At 43.6% G+C, this 23,243-nt stretch carries 19 protein-coding genes; 6 read left to right on the plus strand and 13 right to left on the minus strand.

The window, feature by feature from the left end:
- Position 1 precedes the first annotated feature (1 nt).
- The gene (locus AC4MBN_RS07130) at positions 2–1,291 is read right to left on the minus strand and encodes an MFS transporter (RefSeq protein WP_491880033.1); all 1,290 of its coding nucleotides are present in this window, start codon (positions 1,289–1,291) and stop codon (positions 2–4) included.
- Between the two features lie 347 nt (positions 1,292–1,638).
- On the opposite strand from AC4MBN_RS07130, the gene AC4MBN_RS07135 reads away from it, so the two are divergent.
- On the plus strand, positions 1,639–2,862 hold the full coding sequence (locus AC4MBN_RS07135; protein WP_491880034.1) for a CaiB/BaiF CoA transferase family protein: 1,224 nt from the start codon (positions 1,639–1,641) through the stop codon (positions 2,860–2,862).
- 53 nt (positions 2,863–2,915) lie between these two features.
- Here AC4MBN_RS07135 and AC4MBN_RS07140 read toward each other — a convergent pair whose 3' ends face one another.
- From AC4MBN_RS07140 to AC4MBN_RS07180, 9 genes are all read right to left on the minus strand, one after another.
- Positions 2,916–4,067 (minus strand): IS4-like element ISAbe18 family transposase, encoded by a 1,152-nt coding sequence (locus AC4MBN_RS07140; RefSeq protein ID WP_058951619.1) that lies wholly within the window; start codon positions 4,065–4,067, stop codon positions 2,916–2,918.
- A gap of 135 nt (positions 4,068–4,202) precedes the next feature.
- A complete protein-coding gene (locus AC4MBN_RS07145) occupies positions 4,203–5,885 on the minus strand; it encodes an AMP-binding protein (protein ID WP_491880035.1) in 1,683 nt (560 codons plus the stop codon).
- 77 nt (positions 5,886–5,962) lie between these two features.
- Positions 5,963–7,459, minus strand: coding sequence for a flavin-containing monooxygenase (locus tag AC4MBN_RS07150; RefSeq protein WP_491880036.1), 1,497 nt, complete (start codon positions 7,457–7,459; stop codon positions 5,963–5,965).
- A gap of 15 nt (positions 7,460–7,474) precedes the next feature.
- On the minus strand, positions 7,475–8,314 hold the full coding sequence (locus tag AC4MBN_RS07155; protein WP_491880037.1) for an alpha/beta fold hydrolase: 840 nt from the start codon (positions 8,312–8,314) through the stop codon (positions 7,475–7,477).
- A 136-nt stretch (positions 8,315–8,450) separates the two neighbouring features.
- Positions 8,451–10,253, minus strand: coding sequence for an acyl-CoA dehydrogenase C-terminal domain-containing protein (locus tag AC4MBN_RS07160; RefSeq protein ID WP_491880038.1), 1,803 nt, complete (start codon positions 10,251–10,253; stop codon positions 8,451–8,453).
- Between the two features lie 206 nt (positions 10,254–10,459).
- Positions 10,460–11,440 (minus strand): NAD(P)H-dependent flavin oxidoreductase, encoded by a 981-nt coding sequence (locus tag AC4MBN_RS07165; protein WP_491880039.1) that lies wholly within the window; start codon positions 11,438–11,440, stop codon positions 10,460–10,462.
- Between the two features lie 11 nt (positions 11,441–11,451).
- The gene (locus AC4MBN_RS07170) at positions 11,452–12,240 is read right to left on the minus strand and encodes an enoyl-CoA hydratase-related protein (RefSeq protein ID WP_491880040.1); all 789 of its coding nucleotides are present in this window, start codon (positions 12,238–12,240) and stop codon (positions 11,452–11,454) included.
- Positions 12,241–12,275: 35 nt separating this feature from the next.
- The gene (locus tag AC4MBN_RS07175; RefSeq protein ID WP_491880041.1) at positions 12,276–13,199 is read right to left on the minus strand and encodes a 2-hydroxyacid dehydrogenase; all 924 of its coding nucleotides are present in this window, start codon (positions 13,197–13,199) and stop codon (positions 12,276–12,278) included.
- A complete protein-coding gene (locus AC4MBN_RS07180; protein WP_491880042.1) occupies positions 13,196–13,951 on the minus strand; it encodes a class II aldolase/adducin family protein in 756 nt (251 codons plus the stop codon). Before AC4MBN_RS07180 ends, AC4MBN_RS07175 begins: the two co-directional genes overlap by 4 nt.
- 110 nt (positions 13,952–14,061) lie before the next feature.
- On the opposite strand from AC4MBN_RS07180, the gene AC4MBN_RS07185 reads away from it, so the two are divergent.
- On the plus strand, positions 14,062–14,499 hold the full coding sequence (locus AC4MBN_RS07185) for a PaaI family thioesterase (protein WP_419364322.1): 438 nt from the start codon (positions 14,062–14,064) through the stop codon (positions 14,497–14,499).
- A gap of 121 nt (positions 14,500–14,620) precedes the next feature.
- Here AC4MBN_RS07185 and AC4MBN_RS07190 read toward each other — a convergent pair whose 3' ends face one another.
- From AC4MBN_RS07190 to AC4MBN_RS07200, 3 genes are read right to left on the minus strand one after another with little or no spacing between them, the layout of a single operon-like run.
- Positions 14,621–15,832, minus strand: a complete 1,212-nt coding sequence (locus tag AC4MBN_RS07190; protein WP_491880043.1) for a 3-oxoadipyl-CoA thiolase — start codon at positions 15,830–15,832, stop codon at positions 14,621–14,623.
- A 25-nt stretch (positions 15,833–15,857) separates the two neighbouring features.
- The gene (locus tag AC4MBN_RS07195; protein ID WP_491880044.1) at positions 15,858–17,378 is read right to left on the minus strand and encodes a 3-hydroxyacyl-CoA dehydrogenase; all 1,521 of its coding nucleotides are present in this window, start codon (positions 17,376–17,378) and stop codon (positions 15,858–15,860) included.
- A 2-nt stretch (positions 17,379–17,380) separates the two neighbouring features.
- Positions 17,381–18,154 (minus strand): enoyl-CoA hydratase, encoded by a 774-nt coding sequence (locus AC4MBN_RS07200; RefSeq protein ID WP_004785705.1) that lies wholly within the window; start codon positions 18,152–18,154, stop codon positions 17,381–17,383.
- Positions 18,155–18,606: 452 nt separating this feature from the next.
- Between AC4MBN_RS07200 and AC4MBN_RS07205 the strand changes: the two genes are divergently transcribed.
- The 4 genes from AC4MBN_RS07205 (at position 18,607) to AC4MBN_RS07220 (ending at position 23,239) form a co-directional block, all read left to right on the plus strand.
- On the plus strand, positions 18,607–19,905 hold the full coding sequence (locus tag AC4MBN_RS07205) for an MFS transporter (protein ID WP_419364326.1): 1,299 nt from the start codon (positions 18,607–18,609) through the stop codon (positions 19,903–19,905).
- Between the two features lie 220 nt (positions 19,906–20,125).
- Positions 20,126–21,391, plus strand: coding sequence for a DcaP family trimeric outer membrane transporter (locus AC4MBN_RS07210; protein ID WP_491880045.1), 1,266 nt, complete (start codon positions 20,126–20,128; stop codon positions 21,389–21,391).
- A 17-nt stretch (positions 21,392–21,408) separates the two neighbouring features.
- Entirely contained in the window at positions 21,409–22,608 is a 1,200-nt protein-coding gene (locus AC4MBN_RS07215; RefSeq protein ID WP_214001199.1) for an MFS transporter, read from the plus strand.
- 406 nt (positions 22,609–23,014) lie between these two features.
- Entirely contained in the window at positions 23,015–23,239 is a 225-nt protein-coding gene (locus tag AC4MBN_RS07220) for a hypothetical protein (RefSeq protein WP_419364332.1), read from the plus strand.
- Positions 23,240–23,243 lie beyond the last annotated feature (4 nt).

Raw genomic sequence — 23,243 nt, forward strand, 5'->3', positions numbered from 1 at the left:
ATTATGCTTTTTGTGGGTCGTATTGACGATCTTTGATAAAGATCCCGGATACTGCACCACACAAGAAATAGGCACCGCCCATAATCAAGAAGCCCAAACCAATTGAACCACCACTCGCTGCTGCACCAATAATCGCAGGTGCAAACATGGCCCCAATACGCCCTGCATTATAAGCACCACCGACGGCTGTACCGCGGATCGAAGTGGCAAAGCTTTCGGTCATATAAGTGGCATTAATTGCATACGGAATACCATAGAGGAAGCCAAAGAAAATCAGCAGATAGGCAATATTATCCGGGGTGTTGAACAGCACAATTACCGGTAAGAAAATCGCTGTACCAATCGCGCCAAACGAGAAAACGGCGCGTCGACCTAAACGGTCTGCAGCAAAACCGGCCAGAACTTTACCAAAAATCATGGCAACATAGGTTCCGATCATATAACCCGCCATTGATTTAAAGTTCATATGTAATTCAGATTCTAGATAAGCTGGCATCCAGTTATTTACACCGTAATAGCCAAACTGCAGAAAACCAGCCGTGAAAATCCATAAAATAAACATCTTGCGATTCGCAGGATCTGCAAAGATTTCTTTGACGGTACTTTTCTTAACAGGCTGTTTGGTAGTGACTTCAGCGGGTGCATATAAACGCAGTAATCTTGCACGCTGCCACGATTCTGGTTCAGGAACCAGTTTCTGGATAAAAATCGCCATAACGGATGGGATAATCGCGACAAAAAACAGTGTACGCCAGCCATATTCAGGAATAATCCAACCTGCCAATACAGTAGCTACGATATAACCAACCGTCCAACCTGCCTGTAAGGTACCTAAAATTGTAGTCCGGTATTTGGTTGGTACATATTCAGCCATCAGTGTACTGGCTGCAATATATAAAGACCCGATCCCAAACGCAGACAGGAAACGTAGTACGGCGAACTGTTCATAGTTTTGAGTAAAGCCCAAGGCTGCAGTTAATACTGAAAAGATCAGAATTGAAATAACGACTGTACGTACCCGGCCTAAACGGTCACAAGCCCAGCCACCAATAAAACCACCGATCGCCATACCCGCGAGTGTAAAACTACCCAGGGTACCGGCTTGTAAATTACTTAAACCAAATTCTGCTTTCAGGCTGTTTAAGCTGAAGGACAGCAGTAGCATGTCCGCGCCATCGACCAGGAGTGCCAAAAAGGCAAAGACAAAGGCAATCTGCTGGGTTCGCTTGGTGGTGGGTTTTATCTTTGCGAGTTCTCTTTCTAAAACTTGTTCTCTTACTAATTCCGTCATATTTAAATCTCTATTCCTATCCTTAGGTTTTTTCATTCTGATCTTGTGTATGCACACTTCTATATGCATGCGCTTTAAGCGCGATCCGTTTTCAAAGCACAGTATTTACTCCTGTTCTTATAGTCTCTTTCCCGAGACTTTTCCCTCTCCCTGTTATTTTTGAACCGTATTTATTCTCATCATCAGGCTAAAGAAGTTAGGATGATTTTTTAATCATTTTAGATGTTTTATTTTGTTAGGCGAAATTAAGTATCATAAAGTTGATTGTTTTTCCATTTTCCTATAGCTTTAAAGCGATTATTAAAAACGACATGCAATCTAAATAACATCGAACAAGGAGCGTAACGATGGGTGCTTTAACAGGCTTTCGTGTACTGGATTTAAGCCGGATTTTGGCTGGTCCTTGGTGTAGCCAGATTTTGGCTGACCTGGGTGCAGAAGTGATTAAAATTGAAAAGCCTGATCATGGAGATGACACACGCATCTGGGGACCACCTTGGCTTAAAAATAATCAGCAGGAAGATACCCATGAATCGGCTTATTATCTTTCAGCCAATCGTGGTAAGCATTCGGTTGCCGTAGATTTATCTACCCCGGAAGGTCAAAGCATTATCAAGAAACTCGCAGAACAAAGCGATGTAGTTATTGAGAACTATAAAGCGGGTTCGTTGAAAAGATATGGTCTGGACTATGAAAGTCTGAGCCAGATAAATCCTCGTCTGGTGTACTGTTCAATTACCGGCTTTGGCCAGAATGGCCCGCGTGCGCAAGAACCAGGCTATGACTTCATTGTTCAGGGTATGGGCGGCATGATGAGTGTTACGGGTGAACGTGATGACTTACCTGGTGGCGGCCCGCAAAAAGCAGGTCTGGCCTTTGCCGATCTGACCACCGGCTTATATGCCGCAATTGCGATCCAAGCTGCTTTATTGTCCCGTGAAAAAACTGGTGAAGGTCAGCATATTGATATGGCGCTGCTGGATACCCAGGTCGCTTCCCTCTCTGTTTTGGCCATGAATTATCTGACCTCAGGTAAAGTACCTGGGCGCTTTGGTAATGCCCATGCCAATATTGTGCCTTATCAGGTGTTTAAAGCACAGGAAGGTGAATTCATTATTGCCTGCGGGAATGATCTGCAATTTCAAGCACTGTGTCAGGCCGTGGGTTTGAATAACGTGGCAGAATATCCGCGCTTCTTGAAAAATTCAGGACGGGTTACACATCGTGAAGAACTCACCACTCTCTTACAGGCTCATTTCTACTCTCAACCGGCAAAACACTGGGTAGATCTGATTCATGCAGTCAAAGTTCCAGTGGGCATGATCAATAACCTGAAACAGGCTTTGGAAGAAGAACAGGTTCTGGCGCGTGAAATGGTCATTCATATGCCGCATACTCTACGTGACGATTACACCTCGATTGGTTCGCCAATTAAACTTTCCAAGACCCCGGTAGAATATAAAAAAGCACCACCGTGTCTGGGTGAAGATACAGATGCCATTTTGAGTCAGTATTTAAGCCCTGATGAAATGCAAGAATTGAAAAACAAAAAAGTCATTCAGCAGCGCTAAACTGCTCAGCAATAAAAAAAGGAATCTTTCGATCATTGCTGTCCCACAATTTTTCACAAGAGGAAGCTCAAATGAGCTTCCTCTTGTTTTATGGGTATTTTATCGGGTGAAAATAAAGCTTTTAAAGTTCTTCTTTCAAACAAATTCACTTGAATTATTCTGAGTAAACGTTGAACTGTCCAACCTGTTTTTCCTAAATGTTGAGCGAAACTCACCAATAAATAGGCGATCATCGCAATCCAGATTTGTGTCTGAATTGCGTTCCTGCTGCGGCCTAGAAACGCTTTTAATTTGAGATTCTGCTTAATCGCCTTAAAGAACAGCTCAACTTTCCAACGATCTTTATAAATCGCCGCAATGGTGGAGGCGGCTAAATGAAAGTTATTGCTGAGAAAGCTAAAGTGCTTGCCACTTTGCTGATCTCTATATTCAATTCTTCTTAACACTGGGGCTTTTCTTTTTAGGGCATGTGCGCTATTCAGCTGAATGGTTTCATCTTTTAGAATACCTTTGGATTCAAGCACTGGATGTTGCTGGATCACCTGATACACAGATTTAGGCCTAAAACGTGTGACAAATCCAATGTTTTGAGCAGTCAGATTTGCATACCATTGGTAATCGACATAGCCTTTATCAAAAACTACAATGCTGCCAGCAGGAAACTGGAATTTGCGGCCTTGTACCATGTCATTTTCTTTGCCATTTTCAACTGCAACAAACTCAGGAATATCATTGCTGTGATTCAATCCTATACTGAGTTTCATGCTGGCTTTTGAGTCGTGAACTTTGGCCCATTCACATAAGGAAAGCGACAGGTCAATATGACTGGCATCCAAGGAATACAAGGGATTCTTAAAGCGAAATTTATGAGCGACTTTTGAGTGTTCATAGTATTTAAGCAACTTGTAAAATAGCTGTTGATACAAGGCAGCAGGCTGCTGCTCATTGATTCGTGCCAGCGTGCTTCGGGGAATAGACTTTGCTCCGAGATGACTTAGCTTTTCCTGTTGGCACTCCAAATTGGATTGAATATCTCTCAGACTTTGCCTACAAGAGAATTGAGACATCAATATGGCAATAAACTGATCCCACCGGGAAGCTGCTCTAAATTTCTGTCCAACATGGTGTACTTTAGCAAGTTGTTCAAAATCCTGTCGCACAACAGGTTTAATTAGCTCATGAAATACGGTATTCTGATGTGACAAAACCTGAATCCTGGTCGTTAAAGTGTTTGTTTGCACTCATATTTTAACTGTTAGGACTCAGGTTTTTTTATTTAAAGCAAACTATGGGACAGCAGTGATCTTTCGATTCCTTTTTTATTTTGACTATGTCATTCCTTAACAGGCTTTGGCATCCGGCTGCACGGTTTTAGGCAACTCACGACGTAGAATTTTACCGACTGCAGATTTCGGTAATCCAGACACAAACTCAATATATTTTGGCAGCTTATAACTGGTCAGTTGTAGTCTCAGATAGGTCATAACTTCATTCTCGGTCAGACTGGTATCCCGTTTTACAATAAAGGCTTTCGGAACTTGTCCAGATTTTTCATCATCCACTCCAATGACGGCACATTCCAGAATTTTCGGATGTTTGGATAAAACGCCTTCCAACTCATTTGGATAGACATTAAAGCCCGAGACCAGAATCATGTCCTTTTTACGGTCCAGAATGGTGATATAACCCTTCTCATCCATACAGCCGATATCACCTGTCAGGAAGAAACCATCTTTGGTAAATACCTGTGCTGTTGCTTCCGGTTGCTTCCAGTAACCTTTCATCACCTGAGGGCCGCGAATAGCAATTTCTCCAGCCTGATGAAGTGCTACAGGTTTTCCTTCATCATCCAGAATCTGAATTTCTGTGCCTGCCAATGGCAAGCCAATACTACCGCTAAAGCGCTTGCTTAAAGGCGGGTTAAATGTTGCCGTTGGTGAGGTTTCAGAAAGACCGTAGCCTTCATAGATATGACAGCCTGTGACTTCGCACCATAATTCTGCCGTGTTTTTTAAAACAGATGCACCGCCGCCTGTCGTGGTTTTTAGGCGTGAGTGATCCAGCTCGCGGAAACGTGGATGATGAGCCAATGCATTAAACATGGTATTCACGCCCGGAAACACCGTCGGAGGATGCTTATGATATTGATCTACCAGTGCATCCAGATCTCTTGGATTTGGAATCAGGACATTGGCAAAACCGCGACTCAGACCATAACTGAACAGGCAGATGGTAAAACCATAAATGTGATACAGCGGCAAGGCACAAAACACATATTCATCTTCAGTCGCATAGCGGTCCCCAAAATGACTGATAAACACCGTACTGTTCTGGGCGATATTAAATAAGATATTGCGATGACTGAGCTCAGCCCCTTTGGAAACCCCTGTAGTTCCACCGGTATATTGCAGAATAACGGTATCTTCCTGCTGCTGTACAGGGGCTTCAAAATCAATCACCTGTACCTGGTCAATGGCCTGCTTAAAGTCAGAAAACTGTTTTTCTGGATATTGCGCCGTTTGGCTATAAATTGATATCGGCTGATCCTGAATGAAATCAAGTGGATGGGTAGAAATCACATATTTCAGTGCAGGACATTCATCTAATTGATTCAATTGCTCCAAAGTTGAACCCAGAATAATCAAGGCCTCTGCCCCTGAATCCTGTACTTGATGATACAGCTCGCGTTGGGTATACATCGGGTTTACATTGACCAGAATATAACCCGCACGAATAATCGCAAAAGTCGCAATTGGATATTGAATAATATTCGGTAACATCACCGCGATTCGGCTACCGGACGCCAAGCCTAGATTCTGTAGGTAAGTAGCCAGCTTCTGGCTATAAACATCAATCTCCTGATAGCTGAACTTTCGATCCAGATAAAAGAAAGCAGTCTTATCTTTGAACTTAAGTAGATTCTCAGCAATTGTCGTGCTCAAAGTTTTATCAGGGTCAGGCCGGGTAAATTCCGGATTGACGTTCCATTTTTTATATTCTTCCATCCATGGCTGGCTGTTCATGACAACACTCCTTTCTTTTAATTTGATTCTATTTTGTATGTTGAAACTCTGAAGTTCCGATTATTCCTGATTGATCTTTACACCACTTTCTGCTGCATTGCTTCGATGTACTGGTAGTGATAACCGCTGCGAATAAAATGCTGGTTTTTGTCTCTGAATGAATGCGCATAATCTGGCCAGACCAAAGTCAGCTTGCGACTCAGCGGGTCCAGATACCAGCTTTTACAGCTTTCTGATAACCAGACACTGCCTTGGGAAAGTTGCTGTAGTTCTTGCATATAGTGATTTTCAGCGTTCTGATCGGCTTCAAAGACCTGAATCTGTTCTTGTTCAAAAAACCGCAAGGCATCCAGTACCAAATCAAACTGGGTCTCCAAGAAATAAAGCGCTGAGTTATGCCCACTTCCGGTATTTGGACCATTCAGAATAAACAGGTTTGGAAAATTATGCACTGTCGTAGATTGATAACCCTGCATCCCACTAGACCATTGCTGCTCCAAGCTTAGGCCATGTTTACCCACCACCTTTGCGGCATAAGGTGGGCGTGCTGCTTCAAACCCGGTAGCAAAGACAATGATATCTGCAGGAAATTCATTGCCTGATTTGCTGATTACACCGTCTTTCGTAATTTCAGCCAAAGCTGAATCTTCAAGCGTGACATTCGGTTTTAGAAAAGTCGGATAATAATCATTGGACAGCAATAAACGCTTGCAGCCCGGTTCATAATTCGGTGTGAGTTTCTGCTGTAATTCAGGATCTGAAATCTGATGTTTTAAAAATTGCAGACAATTTTTCTTGACCCGCTCGATCTGGCTTTTCAGATTACGGCGCTGGGCAAAATTGTATTCATTACCCCAGAACAAGGAATGTCTTAACGCTGACATGCTGTCCGGATCTTTGCGGAAGAGCTGTTTTTCTGACTCAGAATAAGGTCGGTCTGGTCGCGGCAAAATATACGGTGCACTGCGTTGCAATACGGTCAGACTTTTTGCTGTTTTGGCAATTTCCGGTACAAGCTGAATAGCAGAAGCCCCTGAACCTACGACAACGACGCGCTGATTATCCAGATTAACTTCGTGATTCCAGCGTGCAGAATGCATCACCTGACCTTGGAATTCTTCTAGTCCCGGAATTTGCGGGAGATGTTCATCTGCCAGATGCCCAGTAGCGGTAATTAAAAATTCCGCTTCATAAACACCTTTAGAGGTCTGAATATTCCAGCTACGTTTTTCGGTATTCCAGCTGGCTTTTTCCAGTTGTGTCTGAAAATCAATATGTGGCCGGATATTTTCCTGATCACAGCATTGAATCAAATAGCGCTGAATTTCTGCCCCTTGCGGAAAGACACGTGACCAGTTGGGATTTTTAATAAACGAGAAAGAATATAAATGTGACGGTACATCACAGGCGACTCCGGGATAAGTATTATCCCGCCATGTGCCACCTACTTCTGCTGCACGTTCAATGATTTTAAAATCGTGAATGCCCTGCTGTTTAAGACGGATCGCCATTCCTAGGCCACCAAAACCGCTGCCTACAATTAAAATCTTGCTGCGCTGTCCTTGAGCTTGCATTATTTTTCTCCTTTTTTAAGGCATCATGGGCTGGATTTTTTGATTCGCCGGATACTGCTCTGGATGCTGGCTAAACAGGTTGATCAATTGCACCACTTCCGCTGGTGCTTCAATATGAATCGCATGTCCCGAAGAAATTTCGATATAACGACTATTCTGAATCGAAGCAAACAGTAATTTGGCTTGCGCTAAAGGCACCATACGATCTTCACGACAGGCCACGATCAAGGTCTCAGCAGAGATGTCCGGCAAAATGGCGGTGATATCAATGCAATAATTCAGTTCACGCTGTTTGGCTGCATCTTGAGAAGGTTTTACAAAGCGTGCCAGATCAAGCACCTGTTTTTCAGTTCGTGCAGACAGATAATCATCGCTATACAGGCAATAATTTACAAAATGTGGCAAAGCCGCGGATTGATCATTAAATAACTGTTGCCAGATCGTGGTCCGCAGTTGTTGGACTGAACTGGTTTTTGCCCAACCGGCTAGCAAGATTAAATGTGCTACGCGTTGTTTAAGACTCGCGGCTACTTGTGCAGCAATCACGGCACCGAGTGAATAACCCACCACAGTAATCACTTCATCAGCTGCTACCGCATGCTGGATCAGTTCTTCAACTTGCTGACTAAAATCAGTCACTGCCAGATCGGTTTTATCTGGGGTATGTAAATCAATGGATAAAACCCGCTGATGAATACCGAGCATGGGAAAAATATAACTGAAATGCTTGTCGGTATTTCCACCTGTGCCATGAATCAGAATAATGGTGGGATATGAGGATTTCTGTCCGACTTCATGATAAGTCAGTTGTAGATCACCATAAGGACATTGTCGTGTAATCGTGTCTAAATCCATATAGACTCCTGATCTTGTTGTTTTATGGCCGATGCAATACTGAAAAGTATCCATCGATATTGAATTTTGTGCAGGATGAAAAAAGTAGTAAGAAAAAAAAGACCCACAATCGAGAGATTGATCGTGGGTAAAAGGATTAATCGAATTTAAACTCTTCTGGTGCAAGCAGGAACAGGCTCTCACCACCGGCCTGAATATTGGCAATGTGGGTTGAAGTTCTTGGCAGAATCCGGGCAAAGAAGAATTGTGCGGTTTTGATCTTCGCTGCATAGAACGGATCGGTATTGCCCTCTTCAATTTTTTGCTGCGCCGTAATCGCCATTTTCAGCCATAAATACGAAGACACCACATAACCAGAGAAATATAGGTAATCGACAGATGCCGCACCGATTTCATTGGCAGACTGTTGTGCCTGCGCCTGAATCGTTTTGGTTAATTCTAGCCATTGCTCAGTCAACTGGCTCACTTGTGCCACTTGCTGATTAAACTGGGCATGTTGCTGATGTCCTTTCACAAAGCCTTGAATCTCATCCGTTAATGCAGTGAGCAGACCCAATTTTGAACCCAGCACTTTACGCGCCAGCAAGTCGATTGATTGAATTTCAGTAGTACCTTCATACAGACTGGCAATACGTGCATCACGGGCAATCTGTTCCATGCCATGTTCAGCAATATAGCCGTGTCCACCAAAAACCTGCATACCATGTTTGGCCGCTTCTACACCTGTTTCGGTCATTAATGCTTTAGCAATTGGGGTTAATAATGCCAGACGGTCTTCTGCGGCTTTCTTCTCTTCAGGATTGTCCGTTGCTTCCGCAATATCAGCATAAGTCGCCAGATAATAAGCCAAGGCACGTGAACCTTCTGCAAATACTTTTTGAGTCAGTAGCATATTACGCACCGCTGGATGCACGATGATTGGATCCGCAGGTAGGTTTGGCTCTTTGGCACCTTCAAGTGAACGCATCGCCAGACGGTCTTTGGCATAAGCCAACGCGCCTTGATAAGAAGATTCAGCTGCAGCCAAACCTTGAATCGCTGTGCCGATACGCGCAGAGTTCATGAAAGTAAACATGCAATTCAAACCGCGGTTTTCAGGCCCGATCAGGAAGCCTTTGGCATTGTCAAAATTCAGTACACAAGTCGCATTGCCATGAATACCCATCTTGTGTTCAATCGCACTACACACCACGCCATTGCGAGAAGCCACATTTCCAGCTTCATCCAGACTGTATTTAGGCACGATAAATAGTGAAATACCTTTGGTGCCGGCAGGTGCATCCGGTAAACGCGCCAATACGATATGCACGATATTTTCCGCCAGGTCATGCTCACCTGCAGAAATAAAGATTTTCTCACCGCTGATGCTATAGCTGCCATCTTCATTTGGCACTGCTTTGGTACGGATCAGCCCCAAATCAGAACCGGCATGTGATTCAGTCAAACACATGGTTCCGGTCCAGCGACCTGCAATTAAAGGCACCAGGAATTTCTGTTTTTGTTCATCGCTACCGTGATGCTCTAAGGTACGCATCGCACCATGTGACAGGCCTGGGTACATACCCCAAGACCAGTTGGTCGCCGTAATAATTTCAGAAATGGCAATACGGTATAAGGTCGGGAAGCCTTGGCCACCATATTTTTCATCGCCAGTTAATGAGGTAAAGCCGAGTTCTACATATTTGTCATAAGCCGCTTTAAAACCATCCGGTGTAGTTACGACGCCATCCTGCAAACGGCAGCCTTGCTGGTCGCCTGTTGCATTAATCGGTAGAAGTTCGTTTTGGCAAAAGTCCGCAGCGACTTCCAGATATTGTTCCATAATATCCATAGAAACTTTGTCTGCGAACTTTGCATAGCCTTCATATTTCTGTTCAACATTGAGCAGATCTTTCAGCACAAACTTCATGTCTTTTAATGGCGCAATATAATTTCTCATCGTAATTCCCTTGTATGAGTTCTAATTTGTATATTTATGACAATTAATTTCATAATACGAAATTATGTTTTAGATCGAATATAATATAAGTTCATGGATAAAATCTAGTCATGACATAAAAAATCACATTTAAAAATTAAAACTTTGGTATAAAAAAGCCATTCGGTAATGAATGGCTTTTGATTAAATGATTAAAATAAAGCGATCTAGCGCGGGAAAAACTGAGCCAAACGTTGCTGAACAATCTGTTCTGCTTCTTGCATGATAGTGTCAATCAGCGTTTGACAGGTTGGAATGTCATGGATCAATCCCATCACTTGACCTGCTGTCAGTATGCCTGCATCAACATCGCCATTCTCCAAAGCCAGCTTGCCTTTTAAGCCACTGACATAAGGGCGAATCTGTTCAAATTCCAGATTTGGATCTTCACCCATTTTAACGACGAGATCAGATACTGCATTTTTGGCAACACGGGCCGTATTCCTGAACTGACGGTAAAGCAGATGCGTTGCCCTTTCATCATTGTCGACATAAAATTGCTTGATGTTTGGATGGATTGGCGCTTCTTGAGTAGCACAAAAGCGTGTCCCCATATTGATGCCTTCAGCACCTAAAGCAAGTGCTGCCACCAGACCACGTCCATCAGCAAAACCACCACTAGCAACAATTGGTACGGTAAGCTGATCAGCGGCTGCAGGAATCAGAATCAGTCCGGGAATATCATCTTCACCCGGATGGCCGGCACATTCAAAACCATCAATCGAGATCACATCCGCACCGATTCTTTGTGCCGAAAGTGCATGACGGACCGAGGTACACTTATGAATCACAATGATGCCGTGCTGTTTAAAGGCTTCAATGTGTTCATGCGGCTTGTTGCCTGCCGTTTCTACTATCTTGATGCCACTTTCAATAATGGCCTGACGATATTCGGCATACGGCGGTGGGTTTACAGCGGGCAATAAAGTCAGATTTACTGCAAAAGGCTGATCTGTCATTTCACGGCAGCGTGCAATTTCCTTGGTCAGCGCTTCAGGTGTGGGTTGTGTCAATGCCGTCAGCGTTCCCAAACCACCTGCATTGGAGACTGCACTGGCCATTTCTGCGGTACCGACCCACATCATGCCGCCCTGAATAATCGGATAGCGAATGCCTAAAAGCTCGGTAATACGCGTTTGAATTTTCATGAATGCTCTCCTTAGCGTCCGGTAAATTGTGCGGGGCGTTTTTCGACAAAGGCCTGTACACCTTCTTTATAGTCCTGACTACTCAAGGCTAGATATTGCAGGTTTTGTTCCAGCTCCAGTTGCTGGTCTATGCTATTTTCCGCACTGCGTTGCAGCGCCTGTTTAGTTAAAGCCAGCGCATAAGTTGGCTGTTGTGCTAGTCGCTGTGCAAGGTCATCGATATAAGCATCAAATTCTGCATCAGGGATCATTTTCCAGATCATGCCCATTTCAGCCGCGTCTTTGGCATACACAGGTTCACCGAGTAAAGTCAGTGCCATAGCGCGTGCATAACCAATTAAACGCGGCAACATCCAGGTACCGCCGGCATCGGGAATCAAGCCAATTTTAGAAAAGGCTTGAATAAATTTGGCACTTTCCTTGGCAATGACCAGATCACAAGCCAAAGCGATATTAGCCCCTGCACCGGCAGCCACACCATTTACCGCTGCAATCACCGGTTTGGGACTTTTGCGGATCAGATTAATCAAAGGATTATAATATTTGGCCAGCGAACCCTCTGGTGGTAAAGGCACATTGCCGAGCTGCCCAGCACGTTCTTTTAGATCTTGTCCCGCTGAAAATGCCCGGCCATTACCCCGAATCACAATTACCCGAATGTCTGAATCCGTATTCCAGCTTTTCAGCACCTGCTGCACTTCCTCATGCATTTGCCGGTTGAAACTGTTCAGTGAATCTGGACGGTTAAAACTTAAAGTGGCGACGCCTTGCTGAACCTGGGTCTGAATCATTTCCCACATCATCAATTCCTTATTTTTTGTCTGTATCCCTACAATTAATAGCCTTTATTGACATCCACTTGATGACACAAATCCAGACCCTGATTTAAACGACGGTCATTTTCCAGTATCTGCTCTACCACCACAGACATTGGGGCATGTGAGGCCACATGTGGTGTCACCACAATTTTTTCGTGCTGCCAAAACTGATGATCCGCAGGTAATGGCTCCTGCTCAAAGACATCAACAATCGCACCACGTAGATGGCCAGAATCCAGTGCATCCAATAAATCCTGCTCGATTAAATGCTGGCCACGCCCGACATGAATCAAAGCTGACTGTTCAGGCAGTTGCTGAAATAATTCAGCAGAAAGAATCCCAGTATTCTCTTCGGTGAGTGGTAGCAGGTTAATCAGAATCTGACTTTGAGCCAGGAACTCGGAAAGCTGTTCTTGGCCCACATAACTTTTGACTTGATTAATGTCTTTTGGGGAATTCGACCAACCAGAGACTTGATAGCCCATTTCTGCGAAACGTTCTGCTACATAACCGCCCATATGCCCCAGTCCCATAATCCCGATCTGGATATGATGGCTATAGCTCTGGCGATACTGCTTCCAGAGCTGCTGATTTTGCTGCTGGATCATGCGGTCAAAATAACGTTGAAAATACAGTACACCCCAAAGCAGATAATCAAACATGCCCTTTTGATGATGCGGATCCAGTACCCGACAAACGGCTTGATCTGGGCGTACAGTATTTAAATTTAAATGTTCTACTCCAGCAGCAATCGAATGAATCAGACCCAACTTTGGTAGCTTCTGCACTTTTTCCAGATCTGGAAACCAGGCAGCAACTGTGGTTGCATGTTCAGCTTCAGGACTGTCCACTGTACAGAAACTGCCAGCAGGCGCATATTTTTGAAAAGACTTGAGTAGAATGGCCTCAATATTCGGTACAGAACTGGAAATAACAATCATGATGCATACTCCGTATATTGATGCTCAATCAGGGACAAAGCGGCCTGCCAGGCACGCTGTAAAATCGGTTCAATGAGAGGACTGGCGAACTGCTTAGCGGTTTTAATTCGGACTTCTTCTGCTGGATAATGCAATTCAGCACCGCCACTTAAGGCCTTGACCTGTGCCTGACAGGCGCGTTCTAGGAAATAGATTTCATGAAAAGCCCGTGCAATAGTCTCTCCAGCCGTTAATAGGCCATGATTACGTAAAATCATGGCACGATGACTGCCTAAGTCCTGAATTAAGCGTTCTTGTTCATCAGTTGAAAGCGCAACGCCTTCATATTCGTGATAGGCCACATGCTGATAAAATTTCATGGCGTGCTGGGAAATTGGGAGAAGCCCGTGTTTCTGAGCAGAAACAGCAATTCCATCCGCGGTATGCGTATGAATGACACAGTTCAGATGAGGATGTGCTTCATGAATCGCAGAGTGAATCACGAAACCAGCCATATTTACTGGCTTGTCTTGTTCATAGCTTTCCACCACCTGCCCTTTATGATTGATTTTGACTAATGTGGAAGCACGCATTTTTTCAAACGCGACTCCATATTGATTAATCAGAAAGCAGTCTGGTTGATCTGGGACTCTTAAACTGATGTGGGTATCAATCAGGTCAGTCATCCGATAATGCGCAATAATGCGATAAAGCGCTGCGAGTTCACAGCGTGCCTGCCATTCAGCATCTGTGACGAGATTTTTTATTGTCATCATTCCATCCTGGAAAAATATAGCATTTCGATCACTATCTGTTATATCATAATTTTAGAAAAACAGAATATTATTTCATAAAGCGAAATAAATCGTTACAAGGAGTAGATATGCCCACATCACAATTAAACGGACTTGAATATCTCACCGCAATTAAAAATGGGGAAATTTCCAGTTCAGCCATGAGTGAAATTATTCCCATGCGTCTGACCTTAGTGCGCGAAAACTATGTGGAATATGAAGTGCGTCCTGATCAGCGCCATTACAATTTACAAGGCGGAATTCATGGCGGCTTTTGTGCAACGGTTCTAGATAGTGCTACTGGCGCTGCCGTGCATACGACAATAGATGCAGGTGTCAGTTTCTCAACAATTGACCTGAATGTGAAAATGCTGAAAGCAATGAAAAGTGGTGAAACCTATACTGCGATTGGTGAAGTCATCCGGATCGGACGTAATGTACTGACCTCAGAAGGCCGGATTGTCGATAAAGAAGGTAAAGTTTATGCATTTGGTTCAGCGACTTTATTAGTCACTGCCCGTAAGTAAATCATTACACTGATGTAATCAATCCCTGCATGTGCAGGGATTTTTATTTTGAAAGAAAAATCCCAATAAAAAATGCCATGCATATCACATATACATGGCATTTAGGTGATGACTTAAGCTGTTATGCAGCTTCAGGGTTTTCAATCACCATCGCCAGGCCTTGACCCAGACCGATACATAAGCTGATCACGGCATATTTTTTACCGGTACGCTGTAACTGACGTGCAACGGTTAAAGCTAAACGCGCACCCGAACAGCCCAGTGGATGACCAATGGCAATCGCACCACCATTTGGATTGACACGCGGATCATCCAAAGCGACATCCAGACCTTTCAGGCAAGATAATACCTGACTGGCAAAGGCTTCATTAATCTCGATGATATCCATATCGTCTAGCGTCAAACCCGCACGCTGTACTGCCTTTTTAATCGCTTCAATTGGGCCTGCTCCCATGATGCGTGGCTCAATGCCAGCGGCTGCAGAAGACAGGATACGTGCTAAAGGTTTTAAGCCATACTGTTCCTGAACTTTTTCACTGCCGATAATCAGTGCTGCAGCGCCGTCATTGATACCTGATGCGTTACCCGCAGTCACTACACCACCTTCGAAAAGCGGTTTTAGCTTGGATAATGCTTCAAATGTTGAAGATGGACGTGGATGTTCATCTTCAGTCACTAATTTAGGCGGTAATTTACGCCCTTGTGAAACTTCAATCGGGGTAATTTCACCTTCAAAGAAACCTGCTTCTTTTGCAGCTTGATATTTCGCTTGTGATGCAGCAGCAAAAGTATCTGCCTGTTCACGCGTAATGCCAAACTCTTCAGCGACGTTATCACCTGTTTCTGGCATGCTGTGCGCGCCAAACTGGTCGGTAAATTTACGGTTCGGGAAACGTGTACCAATCGTGGTGTCATAGATTTTTGCATCACGTGAATACGCGCTTTCAGCTTTAGCCATTACAAATGGTGCACGCGTCATGCTTTCTACACCACCTGCAATATACAGCTCACCTTCACCTGCGGTAATAGCACGTGCTGAATCAATCACAGCACCCAAGCCTGAAGCACAAAGACGGTTTACCGTTTGACCCGGAACTGTCACTGGCATACCTGCAAGCAGTGCCGCAAAACGAGCCACGTTACGGCTGTCTTCACCGGCCTGATTCGTGCTGCCAAAGATCACATCTTCTACGTCAGCTGCTGGAATACCGGTTTTTTCTAACAGATTTTTAATAACTGTTGCTGCTAGATCATCTGGACGCACAGTGGCCAGGCTTCCTGCGTGGCGACCGATTGGTGAACGTAAACCATCATAAATATAGGCATTTAACATGAGTGTTATTCCTTTAACTTTTTAATTAATGTGTAGTATGAACAAGAGCTAAACCGAGCTGAACGCGGCGGCGCAACCAAGGACTTGGGCGGTAACGCTGGTCACGAGTAATCGCAGTCATACGGTCTAAAATTTTCAGAATTTTTTCAGCACCTAATACATCGCCCCATTCAATTGGGCCGTATGGATAACCAAGGCCTAATTTCACGGCAATATTAATGTCTTCTACAGTGGCAACACCTTGCTGGGCAATATCACAGCCGAGATTCACAATCATTGCCAAAGCACGCTGAGCCACAAAACCAACACTTTCCTGAATTGTGCTCGCGGTCACACCATCCAGATTGAAAATCGATTGCGCTGCGTTTACCAGTTCAGCTTTGGTCACAAACGTTGGCATCAAGGTACGGTGTTTATTTAGGCCATAAAGCAGATCAATGCAGACTACTTGCTGCGGAGACACCTGATAGCGGACTGCGGCTGAAGTGGCATCTTCGCCATAAGTGGCAATTAAAATTAAAGCATCTGCTGAAGGTGTTTCAGTTTGCTCAATCTGGATGTTGAACTGCTGCAGATATTGCTCAAGCGCCTGACGGTCTTCGCTATATTCTGTACCTAACCAAACCGATGGATATTGATCCAGCTTTTCAACCAAGGTTGGAGCCACATCACCTACTTTGCTCCCTGAGGTATAATCGTAAAAACCTTTACCGGTTTTACGGCCTAATTGTTTGGCAATAAAACGCTGGCGGGTAATCACACTTGGGCGGTAACGCGCTTCTTCATAATATTGGTGATAAATCGATTCACTTACTGGATGCGATACATCCATGCCGGTCAGATCGCCTAGCTCGAATGGCCCCATCTTGAAACCGATCCCGTCACGGTAGATGCGATCAATGTCATAAAATGGAGTAACATTTTCATTCAGAATCGCATAGGCTTCGCTACCGAAAGCACGACCAGCATGATTGATAATGAACCCTGGGGTGTCTTTGGCTTTTACCGGGCGATGTCCCATTTTCGTAGATAGCTGAGTGAGCGCATCTACAATATCAGCACGGGTATTAAAGCCTTCAATGACCTCAACCACTTTCATCAGTGGAACCGGGTTAAAGAAATGATAACCAGCAACACGTTCCGGCTGACTGCAGTTGGCAGCAATTGCACTGATTGACAGTGAAGATGTATTGGACGCAAGAATTGCTTCCGGTTTCACAATGCCTTCAAGTTGCTGCATCAGCTTTTGTTTGATTTCCAGATTTTCAATAATCGCTTCAACAATTAAATCGCAATCTTTCAGGTCTTCGATCTGATGAGCAATCGATAAATGAGCAATATCTTCAGCAGCTTTTTCATGGCTGAATTTACCTTTGTCAGCCAAGGTATTTAATGTTTTAGCCAGCTTTTCCTGTGCCTGTTCAGCAGCACCTGCTTTGGCATCAAACAGTACGACATCATGGCCAGACTGAATTGCGATCTGGGCAATGCCCGCACCCATCGTACCTACGCCAATAATACCGATTTTCTGAATTTGAATGCTCATGCTTATCGTCCCTGATAATTTGGTTTACGTTTTTCAATAAAGGCTTGCATACCTTCTTTTTGATCTTCTGAAGAGAACAGCATCTGGAAGGATTTACGTTCCAGCATTAAGCCGGCATTGAGTGGCACATCTTCAGCCAGTAAAGCCACTTCCTTGATTTGTTCCAGCGCGATTGGCGGCATTTTTGCCAGACCTTCAGCCATCTTGATTGCTGTTGCCAGGGTTTCGCTGTCTTCCGTTACTTGTGACACCAAACCAATCTGATACGCTTCTGGTGCAGGTACCAGGCAACCGGTCATGATGATACGCATCGCATGGAATTTACCCACGGCACGGAATAAACGCTGTGTACCACCAGCACCCGGCATTACCCCTACTTTGACTTCAGGCTGACCGAACTGGGCACTTTTCCCAGCAATAATAATGTCTGCATGCATCGCCAGTTCACAGCCTCCGCCCAATGCATAACCGTTTACTGCTGCAATCACCGGCTTTGAACACTGTGCAATGGCTTGCCAGTAACGCTCAGTACGACGTTGCATCATCTGGATGGTTTCAGCATTGGCTAATTCTTTAAGGTCAGCGCCTGCTGCGAAATCAGTTTCACCACCAGTGAGAATGATGGCACGGATATTTTCATCGTCATTCAATTGCAGAAAAGCCGCAGCCAGTTTCTGACGTACTTCTGTATTCAGGGCATTTTTAGCTTCTGGACGATGGATCTTGACCATCGCCACATGTGTCGAGATTTGCTCTACTTGAACTACCTGTTCCATCAAAAATCTCCATTTATTTTGTATAGCGAAATTTTATTTTATATAAAACTACGGTTTCTAGACCCATAAATCAAGATTTTTTCTCTCAAAAACTCAAAAAAGTTATTTTTTAATAAAAATTAGAGTAAAAACTCTTGTTCAGTTGGCTATTTTATGATTAATTGATTTCGCAATACGGAATTAATTATTTAATTCGAATTTTGGTTATTCATTTATGTAAATAATAACCACAATACAAAATAAAAAAATTAATTTCCGTCATAAGGATACTACGTTGTTCAGTGATTTTTCACTCAAGGTGAAACGGAAAAATCAGATCCAGCCTGATCGTAACAGGACGAATGTGCACAGACGCTTAGACCGTAGATAAGGAAAATGCTTTTCCGTGAGGAAGAAAATGGATTTAGCGGTAGCAGAGGAAATGCTACTTTTAATTTATAGAGGATATAAGAATGACAAGCGATACCATCGTAGCTGAGGAAACTAAAACGGGGGTCTCCTCCGACGGCACCGTTAAGCAGGCACCTAAACGTCTGTGGATGACGGCCTTTGTCTTTGCTTTTTTGATTTTACTATGTGACGGTGCAGACATTGGTATTCTGGCTTTCAGCTTGACCAGTCTGAAAGCGGAATGGGGACTGACTTCTGTACAGGCTGGCGCCTTGGGAAGTTATTCTCTTTTGGGTATGGGAATTGGTGGCTTTGTCGGTGGATGGGCTTGTGACAAGTTTGGACGCGTACGTGTCATTGTATTAGCAACCATCGCCTTCTCAATTTTATCTGCCTATTCAGGTTTTGCCCAGTCTTATCAAGAGTTTGCGATTTTACGTACCCTTTCGTGCTTGGGTTTAGGCTGTTTATATATTGCCTGTAATACCCTGATGTCAGAATACGTACCGACTAAATACCGTACCACCGTACTGGCAACATTAATGACCGGTTTCACTTTAGGTTCTCTGGTCATCACCATGCTTTCAGGCTGGATTATTCCTGAATTCGGCTGGCGTATGCTGTACTGGATCACGATTGCTCCATTGGCTTTAGGTATCCTCATGCATTTCATGGTACCAGAGCCTGAGTCATGGAAGCGTGTCCGTGAAATGAAAAGAACTGGTCAGATTGTGGATAACGATGCCAAAAAGGGCAATCCATACATCACCATTCTTAAAGACAAGACCCATGGCAAGATGTTCATCCTGTGGTCTTTCAGCTCCGGGTTCCTATTATTTGGTTACTTCGGTGTAAGTAACTGGTTGCCAAGTTATCTTGAAGCTGAACTAGGCATCAAGTTTAAAGAAATGGCGTTATACATGGTAGGTACCTTTATCACCATGATGTTCGCCAAAATCATTGCAGGCTATGTGGCTGACAAAATTGGTCGCCGTATCGTATTTGCTTTCGGCACCATGGGAACAGCGCTATTTATTCCTGTTGTCGTGTATATGCATACCGCCGATAACATTGGCGTTCTCATGCTGATCTTCGGCTTCCTGTATGGTATTCCATATGCGATTAACGCAACCTATCTCACTGAAAGCTTCCCGACTGGCGTTCGTGGTACTGCCGTAGGCGGTGCGTTCAACATTGGCCGTATCGGTGCGATCTTCGCGCCAATTACCATTGGCTATCTGGCGATGCAAGGTTCGATTGGTACAGGCTTGATGGTGATGGGTGCAGCATACTTCCTGTGCGGCTTGATTCCAGCCCTGTTTATTAAAGACCGTTTATACGATCCGCAAAAAGCAGAATAAGTTTTAAATCAGGAGAGCTGTGTATTTACGGCTCTCCTGAATCCAAATTTCATGACTTTAATATCGAATCCATATGCTTTGATCTGATCAGGATGTGTCGGGTTGAACTGATCGCGTATTCACTATTTAAAAGTCAAAATTTCTGCACTTAGCAATAAGAGCAACGACAAGGAAAGATTTTCCTTTTTAGATATCAGAAAATTTCTTTAGGGATTAAGAAATGAAAAAATTAGTTTTAGCGACACTATGTGGCATTGCTTCAGCACAGACATTTTCAGCAGAAGCATCTGAAGACCGGATGCAGTTCTTAGAATCACAGTTAAAGCAAATCCAGGCCGAACTGGAACAGCAAAAAGCCGCGCAACTTGCGTTAAAGAATCAGCAGGAAGAAGCCAAAGCACAAGATTCTAAAACTTTAAGTTCGATGGTGGATAATGTCGATGTTTATGGATTGATTCGCTTTGATGGCGCAGTCGATTTCAAAAGTACCACTGAAGCTCGTGGCCGTACCATTAACCAGATCAATAAAGTCCCTTTTACTGAACCTGACTCTACCCGTTCAGATTTTACTGCAGCTGCCAGCCGAATTGGTTTCCTGGCAAAAGACCTCGGTGGAAACCCAAATGTTTCTGCTCGTTTAGAAGCGGACTTCTGGACCAATAATGGTAAAGGTGATGGTGGATTACGAGTTCGTCATGCCCACTTAAAATACTATAACTGGACATTTGGTCAGGCCTGGTCACTGATGTCCACCCCTGAAATTAGTACAGAAGCTGTAGATTACAGTCTGTTCCTGGGCGGGTCGATATTACGTACTCCTCAAGTCAGTTATGCTTTTAAACTTGATCCGGAAAATACCTGGAATGTCGGTTTAGAGTACATGGCCGGTGGTGATCGTTCTTCTGCCTTGCCTGCTTTAACCACTAAATATGTTCATCAATCAGGTCCGCTGCATGTATTAGCTCAAGGCTTTGTCAATCAAAAGCAGGCGCAAACAGATACAGGTGATATTGAAAAAGTTGGTTGGGGTGTAGGTCTTGGTGGTCGTTATCATCTCGATGATCAAAACTCGATCCAGGGTAACTATTTCCATATGGTCGGCGACCAGCGTATTGCAGCTTTCTTGACTCAAGGTTCAACAACTGATGGTGCTGCCTGGGGTGGTGATTATTCAGTCGACCCAATCAATAATGAACTTTTACTCAATGAATTTAATAGCTTAAATATCGGCTTTACGCATAAATTTACGCCAAAACTACGTAGTAGCATTAATGCCAGCGTTGTTGATTTTGATGATTCCAGCGACTATGCACGCGCGAATCCTGAAACCAATAAACGTTTAACCGACTATGTGGCTAACGTGATTTATTCTCCAGTTCCAAAGATTAATCTGGGCGCAGAATATCACCACGGTAAGCGTGAAACTTTTGATAATCGAGAAGCGGATGTTTCTCGTGTGAACTTATCAGCGACTTATAGTTTCTAAAGCCTTAGGAGACAAGGATGTCAGCCCAAGGGCAAATTTCAAGAAAATTTATGTTTATGATGGCTATGACCTGCGCACTCTGCGCGGGTTGTAACTATTTTAACCAACCATTAATTTATTCTATTGCAGAGGATCTGCATATCAGTGTAGCCGAGTCGGGCTGGACTGTTGTTTTAACCCAGATTGGTTATGCTACTGGGTTATTTTTGTTTGTGCCTCTAGGCGATTTATTTGAAAAACGCCTCTACATTTGCAGCCTCATGCTATGTACCGGTCTGGCATTGATCGGGCTTTCTGCCAGTACTAATCTGCATATGCTGTATGGTTTTACCCTGCTCGCCTCTTTCTGTTCGATTACCACCCAGATTCTGATTCCTTTTGCGGCCAACCTGTCTCAAAGAGAAAAAAGTGCTGAAGTGGTTGGTCTGCTGATGAGTGGTGTTTTGGTCGGCATCCTGTTTGCCCGGACTGTATCAGGACTGATTTCTACCTTATGGTCTTGGCATGCCGTTTACCTATTGAGTGGCTGTTCTATTCTCATATTGAGTATCGCCATGTGGTATCAGTTACCTAAGGCGAAAAGTCAGCTACAGATGAGCATCTTGCAGATTTATCGCTCACTATTTACCTTTGCTAAAACCGAACCGATGCTGATTCGACGCAGCATCATTGGTGGTTTGGGCTTTGGTATGCTGAGTATTATTTTTACCACCATGACTTTTGTGCTGGCGGAAGCACCCTATCATTTTAATGATTTCCAGATTGGCTTGATGGGCATCGTTGGTATAGTCGGCATCTGGTCATCACAATGGACCGGTAAAATGATTGGACGGCACCGAGAAAAATGGGTCGCACAACTCGCTACCACAGGATTAATTCTGGCCTGGATTCCCCTATTTTTTGCGCAGAGCTATTTATGGGTATATATCATTGGTTTAATTCCTGCCTATTTTGGGATTTCTTCACTGCACGTCTTAAACCAAAATCTGGTTTACCGGATCTCGGTGCAGGCCCGTTCCCGTATTAATGCCATTTATATGACCTGTTACTTTTCAGGTGCCGGGATTGGTGCGTTTCTATCACTCAACCTATGGAAAATGTATGGCTGGTCAGCCTGCGTTGCATTAGGCTTTGTCTTTGCCCTGCTAATCTTTAGTATTAACCGCTACGACCTAAGCCGCGAACGCAATCTGGTCAATATCCAGTCCCAATCCTAATCAATCTAAACTCATACATTGTGCACTCATAGAATATAAGATTGGGTGCGCAGTACATGACACATTATCTCTGCATTTCCATTTTGAATTCTTTGCTGTGAAATTTAGGACTGCCCCCAGTTTAAAAAGAACTCGGCTCCTGCCAGCATCATTTTCAGGTCAAGTATTGAATTCTTTTTTCACTTAAATAGAGAATGTTACTAAACCATAATTACTTGGATATCTATTCTTATTGCATCGGGACATTTTTTCCGTTTATAGTTAAATGAGACTACATAAAACCGTGGAACATTGCTTATTTATAAAGCGTGAAACATGAAAAATTATAAAAAGCCCAATCTATTATGCTCTTACAACTGAAAAATTTAGAGAGATTTACCAATTTAAAAAAAATAGGATTCAAATAATGACAAATAAAAAAGACTTTAAAAAAATATTTATAGACTTCATAGCTGAATGTCCCATTCAAGTCTTAATTATAATGATATTGGCTATCGGAGGAATAGCCCCTTTAGGATATACATTTTTAGGACTTGGTGTTATTTTTATTCTCTTACCCTATTTAGCGATAATCTATTTTTTTTGGAAAAAGAAGAAATTTACGCATACTATTAAATCTTCATCCAAATAAGAAA

It is taken from the genome of Acinetobacter sp. CAU_H_60 (assembly GCF_058599385.1).

Bases quoted from the DNA above. Each gene is read 5' to 3' on its own strand.
- AC4MBN_RS07130 (WP_491880033.1), bottom strand. From the start codon at position 1,291: ATGACGGAATTAGTAAGAGAACAAGTTTTAGAAAGAGAACTCGCAAAG.
- AC4MBN_RS07135 (WP_491880034.1), top strand. From the start codon at position 1,639: ATGGGTGCTTTAACAGGCTTTCGTGTACTGGATTTAAGCCGGATTTTG.
- AC4MBN_RS07145 (WP_491880035.1), bottom strand. From the start codon at position 5,885: ATGAACAGCCAGCCATGGATGGAAGAATATAAAAAATGGAACGTCAAT.
- AC4MBN_RS07150 (WP_491880036.1), bottom strand. From the start codon at position 7,459: ATGCAAGCTCAAGGACAGCGCAGCAAGATTTTAATTGTAGGCAGCGGT.
- AC4MBN_RS07155 (WP_491880037.1), bottom strand. From the start codon at position 8,314: ATGGATTTAGACACGATTACACGACAATGTCCTTATGGTGATCTACAA.
- AC4MBN_RS07160 (WP_491880038.1), bottom strand. From the start codon at position 10,253: ATGAGAAATTATATTGCGCCATTAAAAGACATGAAGTTTGTGCTGAAA.
- AC4MBN_RS07165 (WP_491880039.1), bottom strand. From the start codon at position 11,440: ATGAAAATTCAAACGCGTATTACCGAGCTTTTAGGCATTCGCTATCCG.
- AC4MBN_RS07170 (WP_491880040.1), bottom strand. From the start codon at position 12,240: ATGTGGGAAATGATTCAGACCCAGGTTCAGCAAGGCGTCGCCACTTTA.
- AC4MBN_RS07175 (WP_491880041.1), bottom strand. From the start codon at position 13,199: ATGATTGTTATTTCCAGTTCTGTACCGAATATTGAGGCCATTCTACTC.
- AC4MBN_RS07180 (WP_491880042.1), bottom strand. From the start codon at position 13,951: ATGACAATAAAAAATCTCGTCACAGATGCTGAATGGCAGGCACGCTGT.
- AC4MBN_RS07185 (WP_419364322.1), top strand. From the start codon at position 14,062: ATGCCCACATCACAATTAAACGGACTTGAATATCTCACCGCAATTAAA.
- AC4MBN_RS07190 (WP_491880043.1), bottom strand. From the start codon at position 15,832: ATGTTAAATGCCTATATTTATGATGGTTTACGTTCACCAATCGGTCGC.
- AC4MBN_RS07195 (WP_491880044.1), bottom strand. From the start codon at position 17,378: ATGAGCATTCAAATTCAGAAAATCGGTATTATTGGCGTAGGTACGATG.
- AC4MBN_RS07200 (WP_004785705.1), bottom strand. From the start codon at position 18,154: ATGGAACAGGTAGTTCAAGTAGAGCAAATCTCGACACATGTGGCGATG.
- AC4MBN_RS07205 (WP_419364326.1), top strand. From the start codon at position 18,607: ATGACAAGCGATACCATCGTAGCTGAGGAAACTAAAACGGGGGTCTCC.
- AC4MBN_RS07210 (WP_491880045.1), top strand. From the start codon at position 20,126: ATGAAAAAATTAGTTTTAGCGACACTATGTGGCATTGCTTCAGCACAG.
- AC4MBN_RS07215 (WP_214001199.1), top strand. From the start codon at position 21,409: ATGTCAGCCCAAGGGCAAATTTCAAGAAAATTTATGTTTATGATGGCT.
- AC4MBN_RS07220 (WP_419364332.1), top strand. From the start codon at position 23,015: ATGACAAATAAAAAAGACTTTAAAAAAATATTTATAGACTTCATAGCT.